This is a genomic window from Rhodanobacter lycopersici (genome assembly GCF_040812335.1).
GTDB lineage: Bacteria > Pseudomonadota > Gammaproteobacteria > Xanthomonadales > Rhodanobacteraceae > Rhodanobacter_A > Rhodanobacter_A lycopersici.
This window is the reverse complement of the sequence record NZ_JBFOHK010000001.1, coordinates 1032349-1050271: the sequence shown is the minus strand read 5'-3', so window position 1 is coordinate 1050271 and position 17923 is coordinate 1032349. Positions and strand designations below refer to the sequence as shown.

The following is a 17923-nucleotide window of genomic DNA, read 5'->3' as shown; positions in this document are numbered from 1 at the left end:
CCATCCCGAAAGCCGCCAGCAACACCGAGGCGGCTTTTTTCATGGCCGCCGCACCCCACACGAGGAGCCGCCGCCATGCCCCAGTCAGCCACCGACGATCTGCGCATCCGCACGATCAACCCGCTCGCCACGCCCGCCGAAGTGATGGACGAGTGCCCTGCCATGCCCGCCGCGCTCGCCACCGTGGGCAACGCGCGCGCGGCCTTGCATCGCATCCTTGAGGGCATGGACGACCGTCTCGCGGTGGTGATCGGTCCGTGCTCCATCCACGACCCCCGCGCCGCGCTGGAGTATGCGCAGCGGCTGGTGGCGCAGCGCGAACGCTTCGGCGGCGAACTGGAGATCGTGATGCGGGTGTATTTCGAGAAGCCGCGCACGACGGTGGGCTGGAAGGGGCTGATCAACGACCCGGATCTGGATGGCAGCTTCCGCATCAACCAGGGCCTGCGCATCGCGCGCGGCCTGCTGCGCGACATCAACGAGCTGGGCGTGCCGGCCGGCAGCGAATTCCTCGACATCATTTCGCCGCAGTACCTCGCCGACCTGGTGGCCTGGGGCGCGATCGGCGCGCGCACCACCGAGAGCCAGGTGCATCGCGAGCTGGCCTCGGGACTGTCCTGCCCGGTGGGTTTCAAGAACGGCACCGACGGCAACGTGAAGCTGGCGGTGGACGCGGTGCAGGCGGCCTCGCATCCGCACCACTTCCTCGCGGTGACCAAGCAGGGCCAGGCCGCCATCGCCGCCACCAGCGGCAACCGCGACTGCCACGTGATCCTGCGTGGCGGCAAGGTGCCGAACTACGACGCGGCCAGCGTCGAGGCCGCCTGTGCCGCGATCGGCAAGGCCGGCCTGCCGCCGCGGGTGATGATCGACGCCAGCCATGCCAACAGCGGCAAGAACCCGGAGAACCAGCCGCACGTGATCGCCGACATCGCCGCCCAGCTCGAAGCGGGCGAGTCGCGCATCGTGGGCGCGATGGTGGAAAGCCATCTCGTCGGCGGCCGCCAGGAGCTGCTGCCCGATCGCCCGCTGGTCTACGGCCAGAGCATCACCGACGGCTGCATCGGCTGGGACGATTCGGTGCGCGTGCTGGAGCGGCTGGCCGCGGCGGTGCGCCGGCGCCGCGAAGTGGCGCGGGACGAGCTGGCGGCCTGAGCATCGACGGCTGCTGCGCCGTATGCTTGGCGGCATCGTCCATGGAGACCGCCATGTCGCTCGACATCCAGCACAACCGCGCCGCGCAACGTTTCGAGGTGGAGGCGGAAGGCACGCTGTGCGTGCTCGACTACACACTCGCGGAGGGCGGCATGGCGATCACCCGCACCCTGGTGCCGCCGCCGGCGGGCGGCCGCGGTGTGGCCGGTGAACTGGTGCGCACGGCGCTGGATTTCGCCCGCGCGAAAGGCTGGAAGGTGGCGCCGCTCTGCTCGTACGCCGAGGCCTGGATGGCGCGGCACCCCGACTACGCGGACCTGCGCGCTTGAACAGCGGCACGACGAAACAGCGGCGCTGGCGGCCATTCCGCTACGTGACGGCGCGACCGCGGCTCAGCGTGTCGTTCGCGATCTTCGTGGTCACCGGCGCCGTGCTGATGGCGCTGGGCCTGCGCGTGGCCACCGCGATCCTGCTCGGTTTCGACCTGGCCGCGGTGGTCTACCTGATCGCGTTGGCGCGGCTGTTCAACCAATCCACGCCCGCGCACATGCGCCTGCAGGCGAAGGCACAGGACACCGGGCGCTGGGGCGTCCTGTGGAGCGCGGTGGTGCTCTCCGGGGTAGTGCTGGTGGCACTGGGTACCGAGCTGCACGCGGCCAAGGGCGGCGGCCTGCCCGCGCTGGGCGTGGGCGCGCTCAGCGTGGTGCTGAGCTGGCTGTTCCTCAACATCATGTTCGCGCTGCACTACGCGCATGGTTTCTACGGCGATTTCGGCGAGAAGCATTCCGGGCTGGAGTTTCCCGACACCCCCAAGCCCGACTACTGGGATTTCGCCTATTTCGCCATCGTGATCGGCATGACCTTCCAGGTCTCCGACGTGCAGATCAGCAGCCGCTACCTGCGCCGCGTGGCGCTGCTGCACAGCGTGATCGCGTTCTTCTTCAACGTGTTCATCATCGCGATCACGGTGAACATCGTGGCTGGTATGAGCGGCTGACGGTTCGCCGCGTAGGAGCGCACCCTGTGCGCGAATGCTCTGGCGCATGATCGAAGCCAAAAGCCATCGCGCACAGGGTGCGCTCCTACGCGTGCCCGGTAGCGTCAATCGCGCAGGTTGTCGAACTGCAGCGGCAGTTCCACGTCGGCCTTGCGCAGCACCGCCATCGCGGCCTGGAGGCCGTCGCGCTTCTTGCTGGTGACGCGCAGCTTGTCGCCGTTGATCTGCGCCTCGACCTTGAGCTTGGCTTCCTTCAGCGTGGCCACCAGCTTCTTGGCGATCGGCTGCTCGATGCCCTGTTTCACGGTGATCTTCTGGCGCGCGCCGGCGAGGTTGGTCTCGACCTCGCCGATGTCCAGCGCGCGGGCGTCGATCTTCCGCGAGATGAGCCGGCCGCGCAGGATGTCCAGCATCTGCTGCAACTGGAAATCGCTGGGCGCGCTCTGCGTGATCACGAACTCGTCCAGCTCGAACTTCGCATCCGTGCCCTTGAAGTCGAAGCGGTTAGCCAGCTCGCGGTTGGCCTGATCCACGGCATTGGTCAGTTCGTGCTTGTCGACTTCGGAGACTACGTCGAAGGAGGGCATGGCGGCGGCTCGCGGATGAATGGGACGAAAAGTGTAAGCGATGCAGCTGGGCGATAATGCGCACTTTCACGCTCGTCATCCCGGCGCAGGCCGGGATCCAGTGACTTTTGCGCAGGTGGCACTGAATGACCAGACATTCGTCTGTTAGAAACCCGGCTTTCGCCGGAATGACGTTGCTGGCGAGACGTCGATCGATGGTGAGACCTTGAAGACGGATGTACTGATCATCGGCGCAGGCGCCGCGGGTCTGATGTGCGCGATCACGGCGGGCCGGCGTGGCCGCAGCGTGCTGGTGGTCGACCATGCGAACCGGGTCGGCAAGAAGATCCTGATGTCCGGCGGCGGCCGCTGCAACTTCACCAACCTTGGCGCGACGCCGGCGAACTACCTCAGCGCGAATCCGCATTTCGCCAAATCTGCGCTGGCACGCTACACGCCGGCGGATTTCATCGCGCTGGTGGAGAAGCACGGCATCGCATACCACGAGAAGGAGCTGGGCCAGCTGTTCTGCGACGACTCGTCGAAGCAGATCGTGCGCATGCTGCTGGACGAGTGCGCCGCCGCCGGCGTACGCATCGAGACCGGTTGCGGCATCGAACGCGTGCGCAGGACCGACGAGGGTTTCGCCGTGCTCACCGCGCATGGCGAGGTGCATGCCGAATCGCTGGTGGTGGCCAGCGGCGGGCTGTCGATCCCCAGCATGGGTGCCAGCGGCTTCGGCTACGAACTGGCGCGCCAGTTCGGGCATGCGGTGTTGCCTGTGCGCGCGGCACTGGTGCCGCTGACCCTGAGCGGCAAGCATCAGGAGCATTATCAGGATCTTGCCGGCGTGGCCTTGCCGCAAGCGGAGGCAAGGGCAGGCAAGCGTGCATTCCGTGCGGGTCTGCTGTTCACCCATCGCGGGCTCAGCGGGCCGGCGATCCTGCAGATTTCCTCGTACTGGCAACCGGGCGACGAACTGCGCCTCGACCTCGCACCGGATGCGGAGCTGGGCGACTGGTTGCTGGCGCAGCGCGCAGCGCGCCCGGCGGCCGAGCTGAAGAACGTGCTGGCCGATGCCTTGCCCAAGCGCCTCGCCCACCGCCTGTGCGAATTGTGGTTCCAGAGCCGTCCCATGCGCCAGTACCGTGACGCCGAGTTGCGCGAGGTCGGCCGGCAACTGCACGACTGGCCCATGGTTGCCAGCGGTACCGAGGGCTATCGCACGGCCGAGGTCACCCTGGGCGGGGTGGACACCGACGGTCTTTCCTCCAGCACGATGCAGTCGAAACTGGTGCCCGGCCTGTACTTCATCGGCGAAGTGGTCGACGTCACCGGCTGGCTGGGTGGCTACAACTTCCAGTGGGCCTGGGCCTCGGGGCATGCGGCGGGCGGAGTGGCGTGATGCCGCGGTTTCGCGGCAGCTGAACGCCGGGAATGCTTCACTGCGCGAATTGGATCCATCCCGGGAGTGCAGCACATGAAAGTCGGTTTCCTCGGTCTCGGCGCGATGGGCGCCGCGATGGCGACGAACCTGCTCAAGGCAGGCCATGAAGTGACGGTATGGAACCGTTCGCCGGCAGCGGCGCAGCCGCTGGCGGCGCTGGGTGCCGTGGTTGCGCCGGTACCTGCCGATGCAGCGCACGGCGACGCCGTGCTGAGCATGCTGGCGAACGATGATGTGGTGCGCGGGGTGATCCTCGACGGCGGCGTGCTCGGCACCATGGCACCCGGCACGGTGCATGTGAACCACGCCACGGTGTCGGTGGCGCTGGCGAAGGAGCTGGCGCAAAGGCATGCCGCACGCGGCGTGGACTACGTCGCCGCGCCGGTGTTCGGCCGACCGGACGTGGCCGCCGCCGGCAAGCTCAATATCCTCGTCGCGGGCGAAGTTCGGGCGATCGAGCGCGTGCGTCCGCTGCTGGATGCGATGGGCAGCCGCGTGTGGCCGCTGGGCGAGGCGCCGGAGCGCGCCAACGTGGCGAAGATCGCGGGCAACTTCATGCTGGCGGCGGCGATCGAGAGCATGGCCGAGGCGTCCGCGCTGGTGCGCGCACATGGCATCGGCGCGGCGGATTTCCTCGAGGTGATGACTGGCACGCTGTTCGCCTCGCCGGCCTACCAGGGCTATGCGGCGCTGATCGCCGCGCAGCGCTTCAAGCCGGCTGGCTTCGCGCTGCCGCTGGGCTACAAGGACGTGGGGCTGGCGTTGAGCGCCGGCGCGGCGGCGCGGGTGCCGCTGCCGTTTGCCGGCGTGCTGCGCGACAGCCTGCTGGAGGCGCTGGCCGCAGGCGACGAGGATGTGGACTGGTCGGTGTTGTCGCAGGTGGCGGCGCGGCGCGCGCGGCTCGATGAGCGCGGTTGTTAGGCACGCTGGTGCAGCCAGCGGTCGAGCTGGTTGGCGAAGGCCTGCTTGTCGCGCGGATGGAACGGCGCATGGCCGCCAGTGTCGACGCCGGTGCCACGCAACTCCTCCATGAAATTGCGCAGGCCGAGGCGCTGGGCAATGGTCTCGGGCGTGAACAGCTCGCCACGCGGGTGCAGCGCCAGCGCGCCTTTTTCGATCACCGCCGCGGCCAGCGGAATGTCCTGCGTCACCACCAGGTCGCCGGCGGCGACGCGGCGCACGATCTCGTGGTCGGCCACGTCGAAGCCGCCGGGCACCTGTATGGCGCGCACGAAGCGCGAAGGCGGCGTGCGCAGGTACTGGTTCGCCACCAGGGTCACCATCACCTGTTCGCGCTCGGCGGCGCGGAACAGGATCTCCTTGATAGCGACCGGGCAGGCGTCGGCATCCACCAGGATCTGCGCGTCGGTACTCACGCGTCGTTCCAGTCCAGCGTGCCGTCGATGATGGTGTGGGTACGGCCGCCGATCCACACGGTGCCATCGGCGATACGGGCGACGAGCTGGGCGTCGTGGCCGATCTCGCGGCCCTGGCTCACCGTGTAGCCGCTGGCCAGCGGGCCCTGCGGTTCGGCCTGCGCGATGTACGCGGCGATCAGGCCGTTGGCGGCGCCGGAGGCGGGGTCCTCGATGATGCCCACGCCGGCGGGGAAGGCGCGCACCACCAGCTGGTAATCGGGATGGGCGCTGCGCGCGAAGGCGCACAGGCCCATGCTGTCGCTGGCGTGGGCCAGCGCGCCGATCGCGCTGTGGTCGGGCTGCCAGGCGCGCAGTGCCGCCTCGCTTTCCACCTCGGCCAGCCACCAGCGGCGGCCACCGTCGACCAGGGCAGGCGGCAGTGCGCCGGTGCCGATGCCGCCCAGTGCGGCAGCGAGCAGCGGATGTGCATGGCGGCCCGTGTGCAGCACGCGCTCGCCGGGGGATTTCAGCAGCAGCCGGCGATCCGCGCCGTCGCCTTCCACCCGGATCGGCAGCACGCCGGCGCCGCATTCCTGCCACAGCAGGCCGTCGACGGGGTGAGCCAGGCCGCATGCCAGCGCCGCGTGTGCACTGCCCACGCTGGGGTGGCCGGCGAACGGGATTTCCTTGTGCGGGGTGAAGATGCGCACGCGGTAGCTGGCGTCGCTGGCGACGGGCGGCAACAGGAAGGTGGTTTCGACGAGGTCGGTCCAGCGTGCGAAACGCTGCATTGCCGCGCCGCTCCAGTGTTCCGCGCCGATCACCACACCGAGGTGATTGCCGCCGCCGTGAGTGGCGGCAAAGACGTCCAAATGCAGGTAATGCAGCGCAGGCATGATGGCGGGATTCGTGGGGGAACGCGCATGATAGCCGCGTTGGCTGGTGGCGGCGCGGATGGAACCTGGAAACTCCGGGGCGCGGCATACGGATGTACCGCTCGCGATCAAGCACGCAAGTGCTTGATCGGCGGAAGCGAGTCCGGACATGTGCCGGACTCGCTGACTCGAATAACCGTCAGGAAGACGGTTGTTCGAGATTTCCGGATTCGACAAGCGGCCGCGCTGCCGCCAAGATTCCGCCACCTCATCGCCCGGGCGCGGAACCGTTCATGCCGATCACCCTCATCATCCTCGCAGTCACCTGCATCGTCTCGTTCATGGCGCTCAGCAACGGACGGTTGATGAACGACCTGATCCTGTGGCCGCCGGCGATCAGCCGCCGGCGCGAATACCACCGGCTGGTGACCTACGGCCTGGTGCATGCGGATTTCGGCCACCTGCTGTTCAACATGATCACGCTGTTCTTCTTCGGGCGGGTGATGGAGGGCTTCTACGCCGGCGAGCTGGGCACGTTCGGTTTCGCGTTGTTCTACATCGGCGCCCTGGTGGTCTCGATCCTGCCCACCTACCTGAAGAACCGCGACAACCCGAACTACCGCAGCCTCGGTGCCTCGGGGGCGGTGTCGGCGGTGCTGTTCGGCTACGTGCTGCTGGCGCCTTGGCAGCGCATCATCGTGTTCGTGATACCGATGCCGGCGATTGTCTACGCCATGCTGTACACCGCTTATTCGATCTACATGGATCGGCGTGGGCAGGACAACGTCAACCACAGCGCGCACCTGTGGGGCGCGGCTTATGGCGTGGTGTTCACCCTGCTGGTGAACCCGCGCGTATTGCCGCATTTCCTGAACGCGCTGCTGCAGCCCAGTTTCTGAATTCCGGGCCGGTACGGGCATCAGCACCGGTTCAAGCGGACAGGCGTAAGCTAGCGCCATCGTCTCCCATGGAGGCCGTGTCATGAAACGCCTGTTTAGCGGTTTCGTTCTCGTCACGCTGGCCGCGCTGCTGTCGGGTTGCTACTACGATCCGGGTTACAGCTACGTGCGGGCCACCCCGTATGCCGGTCCGGCGTATTACGGCAGCAACGTGGTGTACGGCGACGGTTATTACGCGGCACCTGGCTGGTATGACGGTTGGTACGACGGCTGGTACGGGTATGGCTGCTGCTATGCGCCGGGTGTGGCTATCGGCGGCGCGTGGTACGGCCGCGGCGGCGGGTATCGCCATTACCGGGGTGGCGGCAGCTGGCACGGTGGCAGCCATGGCCACGTGAGCAGCCATGGCGGCAGCAGCCATCACCACTGAGCCCTTGAACCGGCCTTGAGTATCCCGCCGGCCGCTGCGGCATCATGGCGGCATGATCCGGCTGCCGGCGAACGTGCATCGTGACCTGCCCAGGCTCATCGCATTCGCGGCGATGAGCCTGGTGTTGTGTGCCTGCGGCAGCATCCGCTATTACGCGCAGGCGGTGCACGGGCAAGGCGAGCTGGTGTTCAAGCGGCAGCCGGTACGCAAGCTGCTGCGCGATCCGGCCACCGATCCGAAACTGGCCACGCGGTTGTCGCGGGCGCTGGCTGCGCGCGGTTTCGCCAGCCGCCGGCTGGACCTGCCTGACAACCGCAGCTACACCGGCTACGTGGCGCTGGACCGGCCCTACGTGGTGTGGAACGTGTTCGCCACGCCGCGCTATTCGGTGGAGGCAATCCGCCACTGCTTTCCCGTCGCCGGCTGCGTGGCCTATCGCGGCTGGTTCAGCGAGGCTGCGGCCGAGGCCGATGCGGCGCGCATGCGGAGCCGGGGCGATGACGTGTGGGTGGGCGGCGTGCCGGCGTATTCCACGCTGGGCTGGTTCGCCGACCCCATCCTCTCCAGCATGCTGCGCTGGGACGACGACGAACTGGCCAGCACGATCTTCCACGAACTGGCACACCAGCTGATCTACGTGAAGGGCGACACCGCGTTCAACGAATCCTTCGCGACCTTCGTGCAGACCGAGGGCCTGCGCGAGTGGCGCGCTTCGCGCGGCCTGCCGTCTGACGAGGATGATGCGCAGGCGATGGCCGACGGCTTCACGAAACTGGTGCTGGACCTGCGTGATCGCCTGAAGACGCTGTACGCCAGCGGTGCGGATGCCGGGACGATGGAGACGGGCAAGCAGCGCGAGATCGCCGCGTTCCGCGCACGGTATGCCGACTGGCGCGACACGCACTGGCCGCACGACCACCGCTACGACGCCTGGGTGGCCAGGCCGATCAACAACGCGCGGCTGCTGCCGTTCGGCCTGTACGACCAGTGGATGCCGGCTTTCGGCATGCTGTTTCGCGAGAGCGGTGGGCAATGGCCGGCGTTCTACGCGCGGGTGCGGGCGCTGGCGCGCGAGCCGAAGGCGAAGCGGGATGCCGCGCTGCAGGCTTTGTCGCCGCTGCCGTAGGAGCGGCTTTAGCCGCGATTCCCCAGCCGGTCGCGGCTGAAGCCGCTCCTACGGCGTTGGTGTCTTGTGCTTTGCCATGTAGCGCAGGTAGGCCAGCACGGCATCGAGGTCGGCATCGGACAGCGTCTGCTGCGTGGGGAAACCCTGCATCCTGGCCTCCGGCCAATGTCGTAGCGACTGCGGGTTGCGGATGAAACCGCGCAGCAGGTCGGCGCGCAGGTACTCGGTGGGGCTGTACGGAATGTTGAGGTCCGGCCCCAGTCGCGCGTCGCCTTCGCCGTTCATCGTGTGGCAGGCGAAGCAGCTGCGCTTGAACGCCGTGAAGCCCTGGCGCACTTCGGCGCTGGCGTCGGCTTGCGGGACGATGGCGGGAAAGCGCGCGTCAACCCCGGAGAGTGCGCGGATCGAGGCCAGCTGGTAGGGCCATTGCTCGGGGCTGATGTGCGCGGCCTGCGGGTCGGTCCACACCAGGTAGAACGGGCCGGAGCCCTTGCCGCCCTCGGCCAGTGCGGGCCAGGGATGCGCGGGGTCCTCGATCGCCAGCCACGCCTGCGCGCCCTGGCGGTTGAGGATCACGTCGGCGGGAATCTCGGCGGCGAAGCCGTCCGCGGCCACGAACTGCAGGTGCTGGTCCGGACGCAGGCCGGGCAACAGCGCGCGCAGCGGCACGGCGCGGTAGCGCATGCGGTGGCGAAAGGCCACGTCGTCCGGGATCGTCACCGTGGCCGCATCGGCGCGGGCGAGCAGTTGCGCGGTGGTCCAGGTCTTCGTGCCGTGGCCCAGGTCGATGTGCAGCACGGCCGCACGGGCAAGGAGTGGCGGCAGGCACAGCCAGAGCACGCAGCAGCACAGTAGCGTTTTCATGGAACTTCCTCGGGGGCGGCATTGCAATCGTGCACAGCCGCCCCCACGTCTTGGACAGGCGCGGTGCGTGGCTGGCTGGAAACTGAATCGTTTCGTGCGGTTTCCTTGAACTTCCACCATAGCGGCTACACTAAGCACATGTATCGCCGTGAGGCGACAGGAGACGGGGCAGGACATCGCACCGTCGGGGGGTCGGCCCCTCTCTCTCCCCTCTTGACGCGCCGACCTGACGGATCCCGATAGCTACTCCCCTGGCTATCGGGATTTTTTATGCCCGCGATTTGCCGCAGGCATGGATAATCGCGTATTCGGCGCCGTCTGGCGCCGCCGCGCCGAACGGCCGACGCATGATCATCGAATCGCTGCTGGACACCGACCTCTACAAGTTCTCGATGATGCAGGTGGTGCTGCATCACTATCCGGCGGCGCAGGTCGAGTACCGCTTCAAGTGCCGCAATCCCGGCATCGATCTCGTGCCCTACATCGATGAGATCCGCGCCGAGCTGGCGGCGCTGTGCACGCTGCGCTTCAGCGCGGAGGAGCTTGACTACCTGCGCGCGATGCGCTTCATCAAGAGCGACTTCGTGGACTTCCTGGGCCTGTTCCAGCTCAACGCGAAGTACGTGACGATCGCGCCGGCGGAAGCGGGCAACGGCGAGATCGAGATCCGCCTCAAGGGACCATGGCTGCACACCATCCTGTTCGAGGTGCCGCTGCTGGCCATCGTCAACGAGGTGTACTTCCGCAACACGCAGCCGGACCACGACCTTGCCGAGGGGCGGCGGCGCCTGCAGGCCAAGATCGCACTCCTGCACGGCACGCCGGGCTACGAGCATTGCCGCATTGCCGACTACGGCACACGCCGGCGTTTCTCGCGGATCTGGCACGAAGAAGTGCTGGTTGCCCTGCGCGACGGTCTGGGCACGCAGCTCGCCGGCACCAGCAACGTGTGGTACGCATGGAAGCTGGGTCTCACCCCGCTGGGTACTCTGGCGCACGAGTACCTGCAGGCGCACCAGGCGCTGGGGCCGCGCCTGCGCGATTCGCAGGTGGCGGCGTTGGAGGCCTGGGCGAAGGAATACCGCGGCGACCTCGGCATCGCGCTCTCCGACGTCTACGGACTGGACGCCTTCCTGCGCGACTTCGACATGTACTTCTGCAAGTTGTTCGACGGTGCGCGTCACGATTCCGGCGACCCGTTCCACTGGGGCGAACGCATGCTGGCGCACTACCGCGCCAACCGTGTCGACCCGCGCAGCAAGGTGCTGGTGTTCAGCGACGGGCTGGACATCCCCAAGGTGATGCAGCTCTACGAGCACTTCCGCGGCCGCTGCCTGCTGGCCTTCGGCGTGGGCACCAACCTCAGCAACGACACCGGACCGGAGCCGCTCAACATCGTGATCAAGATGATCCGCTGCAATGGCCAGCCGGTGGCCAAGCTCAGCGACTCGCCGGGCAAGAACATGTGCGAGGACGAGGCCTACGTGACCTACCTGCGGCAGGTGTTCGGGATACCGGCCACGCAGGGCTGAGGTTTCAGTCCGCCTGCCGCGCCAGCGCCCAGGCCACGTGTTCGCGCACCACGGGCGAGGGATGGCCGGCGCGGGCGTTGAGCGCGTCGCGGACCGCCGCCGACTTCGGCGCATTGCCCAGCGCAACTGCGATGTTGCGCAGCCAGCCCTCGTAGCCGGTGCGACGGATCGCCATGCCTTCGGTGCGTTTCAGGAACTCGTCCTCGCTCCATGCGAACAGTTCGACCAGTTTCGCGCCGTCGAGGCTGTGGCGTGGCGCGAAGTCGGGTTCGGCGGCGTCCTGCGCGAACTTGTTCCAGGGGCAGACCAGCTGGCAGTCGTCGCAGCCGAAGATGCGGTTGCCCATCGGCGCGCGCAGTTCCTCGGGGATCGATCCGCGCAGTTCGATCGTGAGATAGGAGATGCAGCGGCGCGCGTCGAGCCTGTACGGCCCGAGGATCGCCTGCGTCGGGCAGATCTCGATGCAGCGCGCGCAGCTGCCGCAGTGCGCGCTGGCCGGCTCGTCCACCGGCAACGGCAGGTCGGTGTACAGCTCGCCGAGGAAGAAGTACGAGCCGGCGCGGCGGTTGATCAGCACGGTGTGCTTGCCGATCCAGCCCAGTCCCGCGTTGCGCGCCAGCGCCTTTTCCAGCACGGGTGCGGAATCGACGTAGGCGCGGTAGCCGAAGTCGCCCACTGCGCCGTGGATGCGTTCGGCCAGCTTCTGCAGGCGGTTGCGCATCAGCTTGTGGTAGTCGCGGCCCAGCGCATAGCGCGCCACGTAGCCTGCCCCGCCGTCATGGATCACTTCCCAGGCGTTGCGCGTGCCGGGTGGCACATAGTCCATGCGCACCGAGATCACCCGTTGCGTGCCCGGCTCCAGTTCGGCCGGGCGCGCGCGCTTCGCGCCGTGCCGTGCCATGTAGTCCATCTCGCCGTGGTGGCCGTCGGCCAGCCAGCGTTCCAGGTGCTGCTCGTCCTCGCCCAGCGCCACGCCGCTGATGCCGGCGTCGGCGAAGCCCAGCTCGCGCGCCCATTGCTTGATGTCGCGGGCGAGGGTGGCGTAGTCGATGGCGGCGCTGGCGGGCATGTGCGCATTGTAGGCGGGCAGCGCAGGCGGCATGCCTATAATCCGCGCATGCCCCATCCGTCGCACCGCCACGAGCTCTACACCGTCGCCCAGGTGCGTGCGCTGGATCGCCGCGCGATCGAGGTGCTGGGCGTGCCGGGTTTCGAACTGATGCGTCGCGCGGCATGGGCGGCGCTGTCCAGCCTGCGCCGGCATTGGCCGCAGGCGCGGCGCATCGCGGTGCATTGCGGGCCCGGCAACAACGGCGGCGACGGTTTCCTGCTGGCGGCACTGGCACGCGAGTCCGGCCTGCAGGTGGAGGTGCTCGCGCTCGGCGACGCGTCCACGGGCGATGCGGTCCTGGCGCGGCAGGCATGGAAGGATGCCGGGGGCGCCGCGCGGCTGTGGCAGGTTGGCGGTGCCTTGCCCGAGGCCGACGTACATGTCGATGCACTGTACGGCACCGGTCTGCGTCGTGCGCCGGAAGCGCCGGCGGCGGCGCTGATCGAGGCGATCCATGCGAGCGGCGTGCCGGTGCTGGCGCTGGACGTGCCCTCGGGACTGGATGCCGATACCGGCCAGGTGCCGGGCGCGGCGATATGCGCCGCTGTCACCGTGAGTTTCATCGCGCCCAAGCGCGGCCTGTATACCGGGCATGCCGCCGAACGGGTGGGCGTGCTGGAACTCGACGCGCTGGGCCTGCCCGATACGCTATGGCAGGACACGTCGCCCGATGCCCATCTGTTGACCGCCGCGCAACTGCCGCCGCGCCCGCGCGACGCGCACAAGGGCACGAACGGCCATGTGCTGGCGGTCGGTGGTGAGCACGGCATGGCCGGTGCCATCCGCCTTTGCGGCGAAGCCGCGCTGCGCGCCGGCGCCGGCCTGGTCAGCGTGGCCACGCGCGCAGGGCACCTGTTCGCCCTGAATGCCGCGCGGCCGGAATTGATGGCGCATGGCGTGGATGGCCCGCAGGCGCTGGAGCCGCTGCTGGCCCGTGCCAGCGTGCTGGCCGTGGGGCCGGGTCTGGGGCAGGGCGCGTGGAGCCACGCGCTTTGGCTCACCGCGCTGGACAGCGGCAAGCCGCTGGTGCTCGATGCCGACGGGCTCAATCTGCTGTCGTGCGAGCCGCGCCGCTTCACCCAGCCGGCCGTGCTGACGCCGCACCCCGGCGAGGCCGCGCGGCTGCTCGGCGGCACGGTGGCCGAGGTGGAGGCGGACCGCTTCGCCGCCGCCCGCACGCTGGCGGATCGCCATCGCGCCGTGGTGGTGCTGAAGGGGGCGGGCAGCCTGATCGCTGCGCCGGATGGACGTCTGGACGTCTGTCCGTGGGGCAACCCCGGCATGGCCACGGGCGGCATGGGCGACCTGCTCACCGGTGTCATCGCCGGCTTGCTGGCGCAGGGCTGCGATGCGTGGCAGGCGGCCTGCCTCGGTACGGGACTGCATGCGCGTGCCGGCGATCGTGCGGCGCGGCTGGGCGAGCGCGGCCTGCTCGCCGGTGACCTGCTGGCGCCGCTGCGCGCGCTGGGCAATGGGCTCGACGAATGACCGGACATCTCTGGACGCTGGCCAACGAGGCAGCCACGCACGACCTGGGCCGCCGCGTCGCCATGGCGCTGGATGGCGGCGGCATGGTGATCTACCTGCACGGCGAACTGGGCGCGGGCAAGACCACGTTCGCCCGCGCGCTGCTGGGCGCGCTCGCGGTGGGCGAGCGCATCAAGAGTCCCACCTACAGCCTGGTCGAACGCTACGACGCCCAGGGCCGGCCGGCCTGGCACCTGGACCTGTACCGCATCGCCGACCCGGGCGAACTCGAATGGCTGGGGCTGGACGCGCTGGCCGATCCGGCCGCGCTGGTGCTGGTGGAATGGCCCGAGCGTGGCCGGGGCGCGCTGCCCGCGGCGGATCTCACCCTGGATCTGGCCTACGCCGATGGCGGCCGGCAGGCGCGACTGCAGGCGCATACCGCACGGGGAAGCGGCCTGCTGACACGGCTTGGCTGAGCTTCTTCGCCAAGTTGCTGTTTCCATTTGGAAAAATTTCGATGGCCTGGTGGTGCACACCGGGTCTGCATCGATCGCGGCATGTGCAACTTGCGGCCTCTAGCTAGACAAGGGCTAATGAATGACCTGCAGGTTATGGATATTCAAGGGAAAACTTCTTGCAATCCACGGATGCCTGCGATTCAATGCGCCTCATGCGCGCTTACCTGAACAGCCTGGGTGGAGTACTGATCGTTGCGCTGGCGTCCGTCCTGGCGCCTGGCGGCGCGCGCGCGGCCGACGTGACGGCGGTGCGGGTCTGGGCCGATGCCAGCCATACCCGGCTGGTGTTCGACCTGGCCGGTGCGCCGGACTACCGCATCGATCGCGGCAACGGCCAGGTGACCGTGGATTTCGCGAGCGGCAAGCTGGCCGCCGGTTTCACCAACCCGGCCGCGCAGGGTCTGTACCGCGGCATGAGCCAGGGCCGGCAGGGCGATCGCCTGCAGCTCACCACGCGGATGGCAGCCGGCAGCAAGGTGCGCAGCTTCGTGCTCAAGCCGAGTACGGGCGACCATTACCGGCTGGTGCTGGACCTGCTGCCGGGCAGCAGTGACATGGTGGCCGACACCGCACCTGTCGCCGCCACGAAGCCGGCCAGCGTGCCGGCGGCTGCGCCGCGCCAGATGGCGGTCACGGTCGCACCGGCAAGCAGCCGCCATGGCAGCAAGACCATCGGCGTCAGCCGCCAGATCACCGAACAGGCCGCCGCGTTGCTGGACGGCCAGCGCAAGGTGGTGGTGTGCATCGACGCCGGGCACGGCGGCAAGGACTCGGGCGCGATCGGTCCCGATGGCACGATGGAGAAGAACGTCACCCTGGCGGTGGCACGCGACCTCGCGGCGCAGATCGACAAGCAGCCAGGCATGAAGGCCATCCTCACCCGCGACGGCGACTACTTCATTCCACTGGCGCGTCGCTACCAGATCGCGCGCGAGCACGACGCCGACCTGTTCGTGTCCATCCACGCCGACTCCTACGCCAGCGGCGACGCGCGCGGTTCCTCGGTATGGGTGCTGTCCTCGCGCGGCAAGAGCTCGGTGGCGGCGCGCATGCTGGCCGATCGTGAAAACAGTTCCGACCTGATCGGCGGCGTGTCGCTGGCTTCCGAGGACGACAGTCTCGCCAAGGTGTTGCTGGACATGCAGCAGGGCTGGGCGGTGCAGGCCAGTGACATGGTGGCCGGCAACGTGCTGAAGGCACTGGGGCAACTCGGCCCCACCCATCGCGGCTACGTCGAGCGCGCGAACTTCGTGGTGCTGCGCTCGCCCGACGTGCCCTCGATCCTGGTCGAGACCGCCTTCATCAGCAATCCGGCCGAGGAGCGCAAGCTGCGCGATCCCACGCACCAGAAGGCGCTGGCCGAGGCGGTGATGGGCGGCGTGAGGGGCTATTTCGAATCCACGCCGCCGAAGGGCACCTGGTTCGCGGCCCAGGCCGCGCGCCGCAACGGCACCGAACTGGCTTCGGTCGAGCCGGGCGCGCCGCAAGACGCCGACGCGCTGGCCGACGACGCGTCTTCTGCCGCCGACGCCAACGTGCGCGACCTGCACCGCGTGGGCGCGGGCGAAAGCCTGCGCAGCATCGCGCAGCAATACGGCATCAGCATCAGCGCGCTGAAGAGCGCCAACCACCTCGACGGCAACACGGTGCGTGCCGGCACCATGCTGGCGATTCCCGCGGGCTGAACCCGCGGCGTCAGCTGTTAAAGTGCGCGGATGCCCGTCATCCGTCCGCTGCCCCCCGAGCTCGTCAACCAGATCGCCGCCGGCGAGGTGATCGAGCGTCCCTCGTCCGTGGTCAAGGAGCTGGTCGAGAACAGTCTCGACGCCGGTGCCACCCGCATCGAGGTGGAGATCGAGGCCGGCGGCGCGCGGCTGATCCGCGTGCGCGACGACGGCGGCGGCATCGCGCCGGACGAACTGCCGCTGGCGGTGGCCTCGCACGCCACCAGCAAGATCGGCAGTTTCGACGACCTGGAGCACGTCGCCAGCATGGGTTTCCGCGGCGAGGCGCTGGCCTCGGTGTCCTCGGTGGCGCGGTTCGCGCTCACTTCGCGCCAGCGCGACGCCGATGCCGCGTTCCGCATCGAGGTGGACGGCGGCAAGCTGCAGGCGGCGCGTCCCGCGCAGCATCCCCAGGGCACCAGCGTGGAGGTGCGCGACCTGTTCTACAACGTGCCGGCGCGCAAGAAGTTCATGCGCGCCGAGCGCACCGAATTCGCCCACATCGACGATTTGCTGAAGTCGCTCGCGCTGGCGCGCGGCGGCGTGGAGTTCCGGCTCGTCCACAACGGCAAGCCGGTGCGTATCTGGAAGGCCGCGCGCGACGAGCAGGCGCAGCTGCAGCGCGTGGCCGAGGTGCTGGGCGAGGATTTTCCGGCGCAAAGCCTGCGCGTGGACCATGCCGCCGCGGGCATGCGCCTGTCCGGCTGGGTGGGCCTGCCCACCGCCTCGCGCAGCCAGGCCGATCAGCAGTATTTCTACGTCAACGGACGGCTGGTGCGCGATCGCGTGGTGGCCCATGCGGTGCGCCAGGCCTATGCCGACGTGCTGTTCCATGGTCGTCATCCGGCCTTCGTGCTGTATCTCGAACTCGATCCGGCCGGCGTGGACGTGAACGTGCACCCGGCCAAGCACGAGGTGCGTTTCCGCGAGCAGCGGCTGGTGCACGACTTCCTGTTCCGCACCCTGCACGAGGCGCTGGCGCAGACCCGCGCGGGGCAGGTGGAGTCGCACGCGCAGGCCGACGATGGCCGTCTGCACATGAGCACGGCGAATGCGGGCGTCGCGCATGCATCCGCCCCCGGTCTGCCGGCCGTCGCCCGCACTGCATCCTGGCCTGTGCGCGCCGAGCAGAGCCGACTGGCGCTCGGCGTGCGCGACGAGCCGCTGGCGGACTATGCCGCGCTGCTGGGCGAATCGCCGCGTGCGGCCATTGCGGTTGCCCCGATGCCTGCCGCCGAGGAAGGCGAGGCGCCGCCGCTGGGTTACGCCATCGCCCAGCTCAAGAGCATCTACATCCTCGCCGAGAATGCGCAGGGCCTCGTGCTGGTGGATATGCATGCCGCGCACGAGCGCATCACCTACGAGAAGCTCAAGGCCGGCCGCGCCTGCAGCAACCTGCGTTCGCAACTGCTGCTGGTGCCGCTCAACATCGCGGTGAGCGCCAGGGAGGCCGCTGCCGCCGAGGAGCATGCCGAGGCGCTGGCCGACTGGGGCCTGGAGTTGTCGCGCAGCGGTCCGTCAGGCGTGGTGGTGCGACGCATCCCGGCCCTGCTGGAAGGTGCTGACGTGAGCCGGCTCACCCGCGACGTGCTGGCGGAGCTGGCCCAGCACGGCAGTTCGCGTCGGCTGCAGGAGCTGGAGAACGAGCTGCTCTCGACCATGGCCTGCCACGGCTCGGTGCGCGCCGGGCGGCGCCTGACGGTTCCCGAGATGAACGCGCTGCTGCGCGAGATGGAAGCCACCGAGCGCTCCGGCCAGTGCAACCACGGCCGTCCCACCTGGACGCAATTGTCCCTGTCCGAGCTGGACCGGCTGTTCATGCGCGGCCGCTGACGACTTGCCTGTCTTGCG

General features: G+C 68.7%; 18 protein-coding genes. 13 read left to right on the top strand and 5 right to left on the bottom strand.

The genetic code is table 11. From position 1 onward, the window contains the following. Positions 1-75 precede the first annotated feature (75 nt). The 3 genes from ABQJ54_RS04750 to ABQJ54_RS04740 are packed head-to-tail and all read left to right on the top strand — an operon-like array spanning position 76 to position 2152. Complete coding sequence (locus ABQJ54_RS04750; protein ID WP_367853113.1) at positions 76-1155, top strand: 3-deoxy-7-phosphoheptulonate synthase; 1080 nt, start codon at positions 76-78, stop codon at positions 1153-1155. A 53-nt stretch (positions 1156-1208) separates the two neighbouring features. Then, on the top strand, positions 1209-1484 hold the full coding sequence (locus tag ABQJ54_RS04745) for a GNAT family N-acetyltransferase (protein ID WP_367853112.1): 276 nt from the start codon (positions 1209-1211) through the stop codon (positions 1482-1484). Further along, positions 1481-2152, top strand: a complete 672-nt coding sequence (locus ABQJ54_RS04740) for a DUF1345 domain-containing protein (protein WP_367853111.1) — start codon at positions 1481-1483, stop codon at positions 2150-2152. Before ABQJ54_RS04745 ends, ABQJ54_RS04740 begins: the two co-directional genes overlap by 4 nt. Before the next feature lie 104 nt (positions 2153-2256). Here ABQJ54_RS04740 and ABQJ54_RS04735 read toward each other — a convergent pair whose 3' ends face one another. Further along, entirely contained in the window at positions 2257-2739 is a 483-nt protein-coding gene (locus ABQJ54_RS04735) for a YajQ family cyclic di-GMP-binding protein (RefSeq protein ID WP_367853110.1), read from the bottom strand. Between the two features lie 205 nt (positions 2740-2944). On the opposite strand from ABQJ54_RS04735, the gene ABQJ54_RS04730 reads away from it, so the two are divergent. After that, positions 2945-4123 carry a BaiN/RdsA family NAD(P)/FAD-dependent oxidoreductase gene (locus ABQJ54_RS04730; protein ID WP_367853109.1) on the top strand — a complete coding sequence of 393 codons (1179 nt, stop codon included), beginning with the start codon at positions 2945-2947 and terminating at the stop codon, positions 4121-4123. Positions 4124-4198: 75 nt separating this feature from the next. After that, the gene (locus ABQJ54_RS04725) at positions 4199-5086 is read left to right on the top strand and encodes an NAD(P)-dependent oxidoreductase (RefSeq protein ID WP_437343315.1); all 888 of its coding nucleotides are present in this window, start codon (positions 4199-4201) and stop codon (positions 5084-5086) included. Here ABQJ54_RS04725 and ABQJ54_RS04720 read toward each other — a convergent pair. Both ABQJ54_RS04720 and ABQJ54_RS04715 read right to left on the bottom strand, forming a co-directional pair. Then, positions 5083-5541, bottom strand: coding sequence for a YaiI/YqxD family protein (locus tag ABQJ54_RS04720; protein ID WP_367853108.1), 459 nt, complete (start codon positions 5539-5541; stop codon positions 5083-5085). The genes ABQJ54_RS04725 and ABQJ54_RS04720 overlap by 4 nt on opposite strands. After that, positions 5538-6419, bottom strand: coding sequence for a PhzF family phenazine biosynthesis protein (locus tag ABQJ54_RS04715; protein WP_367853107.1), 882 nt, complete (start codon positions 6417-6419; stop codon positions 5538-5540). Before ABQJ54_RS04715 ends, ABQJ54_RS04720 begins: the two co-directional genes overlap by 4 nt. Before the next feature lie 272 nt (positions 6420-6691). Between ABQJ54_RS04715 and ABQJ54_RS04710 the strand changes: the two genes are divergently transcribed. From ABQJ54_RS04710 to ABQJ54_RS04700, 3 genes are all read left to right on the top strand, one after another. After that, positions 6692-7297 carry a rhomboid family intramembrane serine protease gene (locus ABQJ54_RS04710; protein ID WP_367853106.1) on the top strand — a complete coding sequence of 202 codons (606 nt, stop codon included), beginning with the start codon at positions 6692-6694 and terminating at the stop codon, positions 7295-7297. Between the two features lie 82 nt (positions 7298-7379). After that, the gene (locus ABQJ54_RS04705) at positions 7380-7727 is read left to right on the top strand and encodes a hypothetical protein (protein WP_367853105.1); all 348 of its coding nucleotides are present in this window, start codon (positions 7380-7382) and stop codon (positions 7725-7727) included. Between the two features lie 112 nt (positions 7728-7839). Further along, positions 7840-8853 carry an aminopeptidase gene (locus ABQJ54_RS04700; protein ID WP_367853567.1) on the top strand — a complete coding sequence of 338 codons (1014 nt, stop codon included), beginning with the start codon at positions 7840-7842 and terminating at the stop codon, positions 8851-8853. 48 nt (positions 8854-8901) lie between these two features. Here ABQJ54_RS04700 and ABQJ54_RS04695 read toward each other — a convergent pair whose 3' ends face one another. Then, the gene (locus tag ABQJ54_RS04695) at positions 8902-9717 is read right to left on the bottom strand and encodes a cytochrome c (protein WP_367853104.1); all 816 of its coding nucleotides are present in this window, start codon (positions 9715-9717) and stop codon (positions 8902-8904) included. Between the two features lie 347 nt (positions 9718-10064). On the opposite strand from ABQJ54_RS04695, the gene pncB reads away from it, so the two are divergent. After that, a complete protein-coding gene (pncB, locus tag ABQJ54_RS04690; RefSeq protein WP_367853103.1) occupies positions 10065-11249 on the top strand; it encodes a nicotinate phosphoribosyltransferase in 1185 nt (394 codons plus the stop codon). A gap of 4 nt (positions 11250-11253) precedes the next feature. Here the strand turns inward: pncB and queG are convergent, their stop codons facing one another. Further along, positions 11254-12351, bottom strand: coding sequence for a tRNA epoxyqueuosine(34) reductase QueG (queG, locus tag ABQJ54_RS04685; RefSeq protein ID WP_367853102.1), 1098 nt, complete (start codon positions 12349-12351; stop codon positions 11254-11256). Positions 12352-12366: 15 nt separating this feature from the next. Between queG and ABQJ54_RS04680 the strand changes: the two genes are divergently transcribed. The 4 genes from ABQJ54_RS04680 (at position 12367) to mutL (ending at position 17905) form a co-directional block, all read left to right on the top strand. After that, a complete protein-coding gene (locus tag ABQJ54_RS04680) occupies positions 12367-13848 on the top strand; it encodes an NAD(P)H-hydrate dehydratase (protein WP_367853101.1) in 1482 nt (493 codons plus the stop codon). Beyond that, on the top strand, positions 13845-14306 hold the full coding sequence (gene tsaE / locus ABQJ54_RS04675; protein WP_367853100.1) for a tRNA (adenosine(37)-N6)-threonylcarbamoyltransferase complex ATPase subunit type 1 TsaE: 462 nt from the start codon (positions 13845-13847) through the stop codon (positions 14304-14306). The genes ABQJ54_RS04680 and tsaE overlap by 4 nt, the downstream gene beginning before the upstream one ends. A gap of 194 nt (positions 14307-14500) precedes the next feature. Beyond that, positions 14501-16033, top strand: coding sequence for an N-acetylmuramoyl-L-alanine amidase (locus ABQJ54_RS04670; RefSeq protein ID WP_367853099.1), 1533 nt, complete (start codon positions 14501-14503; stop codon positions 16031-16033). A 30-nt stretch (positions 16034-16063) separates the two neighbouring features. Next, positions 16064-17905 carry a DNA mismatch repair endonuclease MutL gene (gene mutL / locus ABQJ54_RS04665; RefSeq protein WP_367853098.1) on the top strand — a complete coding sequence of 614 codons (1842 nt, stop codon included), beginning with the start codon at positions 16064-16066 and terminating at the stop codon, positions 17903-17905. The last annotated feature ends 18 nt before the right edge of the window (positions 17906-17923 follow it).

Bases quoted from the DNA above. Each gene is read 5' to 3' on its own strand.
- pncB (WP_367853103.1), top strand. From the start codon at position 10,065: ATGATCATCGAATCGCTGCTGGACACCGACCTCTACAAGTTCTCGATG.
- ABQJ54_RS04700 (WP_367853567.1), top strand. From the start codon at position 7,840: ATGAGCCTGGTGTTGTGTGCCTGCGGCAGCATCCGCTATTACGCGCAG.
- ABQJ54_RS04710 (WP_367853106.1), top strand. From the start codon at position 6,692: ATGCCGATCACCCTCATCATCCTCGCAGTCACCTGCATCGTCTCGTTC.
- ABQJ54_RS04670 (WP_367853099.1), top strand. From the start codon at position 14,501: ATGCGCGCTTACCTGAACAGCCTGGGTGGAGTACTGATCGTTGCGCTG.
- ABQJ54_RS04745 (WP_367853112.1), top strand. From the start codon at position 1,209: ATGTCGCTCGACATCCAGCACAACCGCGCCGCGCAACGTTTCGAGGTG.
- ABQJ54_RS04715 (WP_367853107.1), bottom strand. From the start codon at position 6,419: ATGCCTGCGCTGCATTACCTGCATTTGGACGTCTTTGCCGCCACTCAC.
- ABQJ54_RS04735 (WP_367853110.1), bottom strand. From the start codon at position 2,739: ATGCCCTCCTTCGACGTAGTCTCCGAAGTCGACAAGCACGAACTGACC.
- ABQJ54_RS04695 (WP_367853104.1), bottom strand. From the start codon at position 9,717: ATGAAAACGCTACTGTGCTGCTGCGTGCTCTGGCTGTGCCTGCCGCCA.
- queG (WP_367853102.1), bottom strand. From the start codon at position 12,351: ATGCCGCCTGCGCTGCCCGCCTACAATGCGCACATGCCCGCCAGCGCC.
- ABQJ54_RS04680 (WP_367853101.1), top strand. From the start codon at position 12,367: ATGCCCCATCCGTCGCACCGCCACGAGCTCTACACCGTCGCCCAGGTG.
- tsaE (WP_367853100.1), top strand. From the start codon at position 13,845: ATGACCGGACATCTCTGGACGCTGGCCAACGAGGCAGCCACGCACGAC.
- mutL (WP_367853098.1), top strand. From the start codon at position 16,064: ATGCCCGTCATCCGTCCGCTGCCCCCCGAGCTCGTCAACCAGATCGCC.
- ABQJ54_RS04705 (WP_367853105.1), top strand. From the start codon at position 7,380: ATGAAACGCCTGTTTAGCGGTTTCGTTCTCGTCACGCTGGCCGCGCTG.
- ABQJ54_RS04750 (WP_367853113.1), top strand. From the start codon at position 76: ATGCCCCAGTCAGCCACCGACGATCTGCGCATCCGCACGATCAACCCG.
- ABQJ54_RS04725 (WP_437343315.1), top strand. From the start codon at position 4,199: ATGAAAGTCGGTTTCCTCGGTCTCGGCGCGATGGGCGCCGCGATGGCG.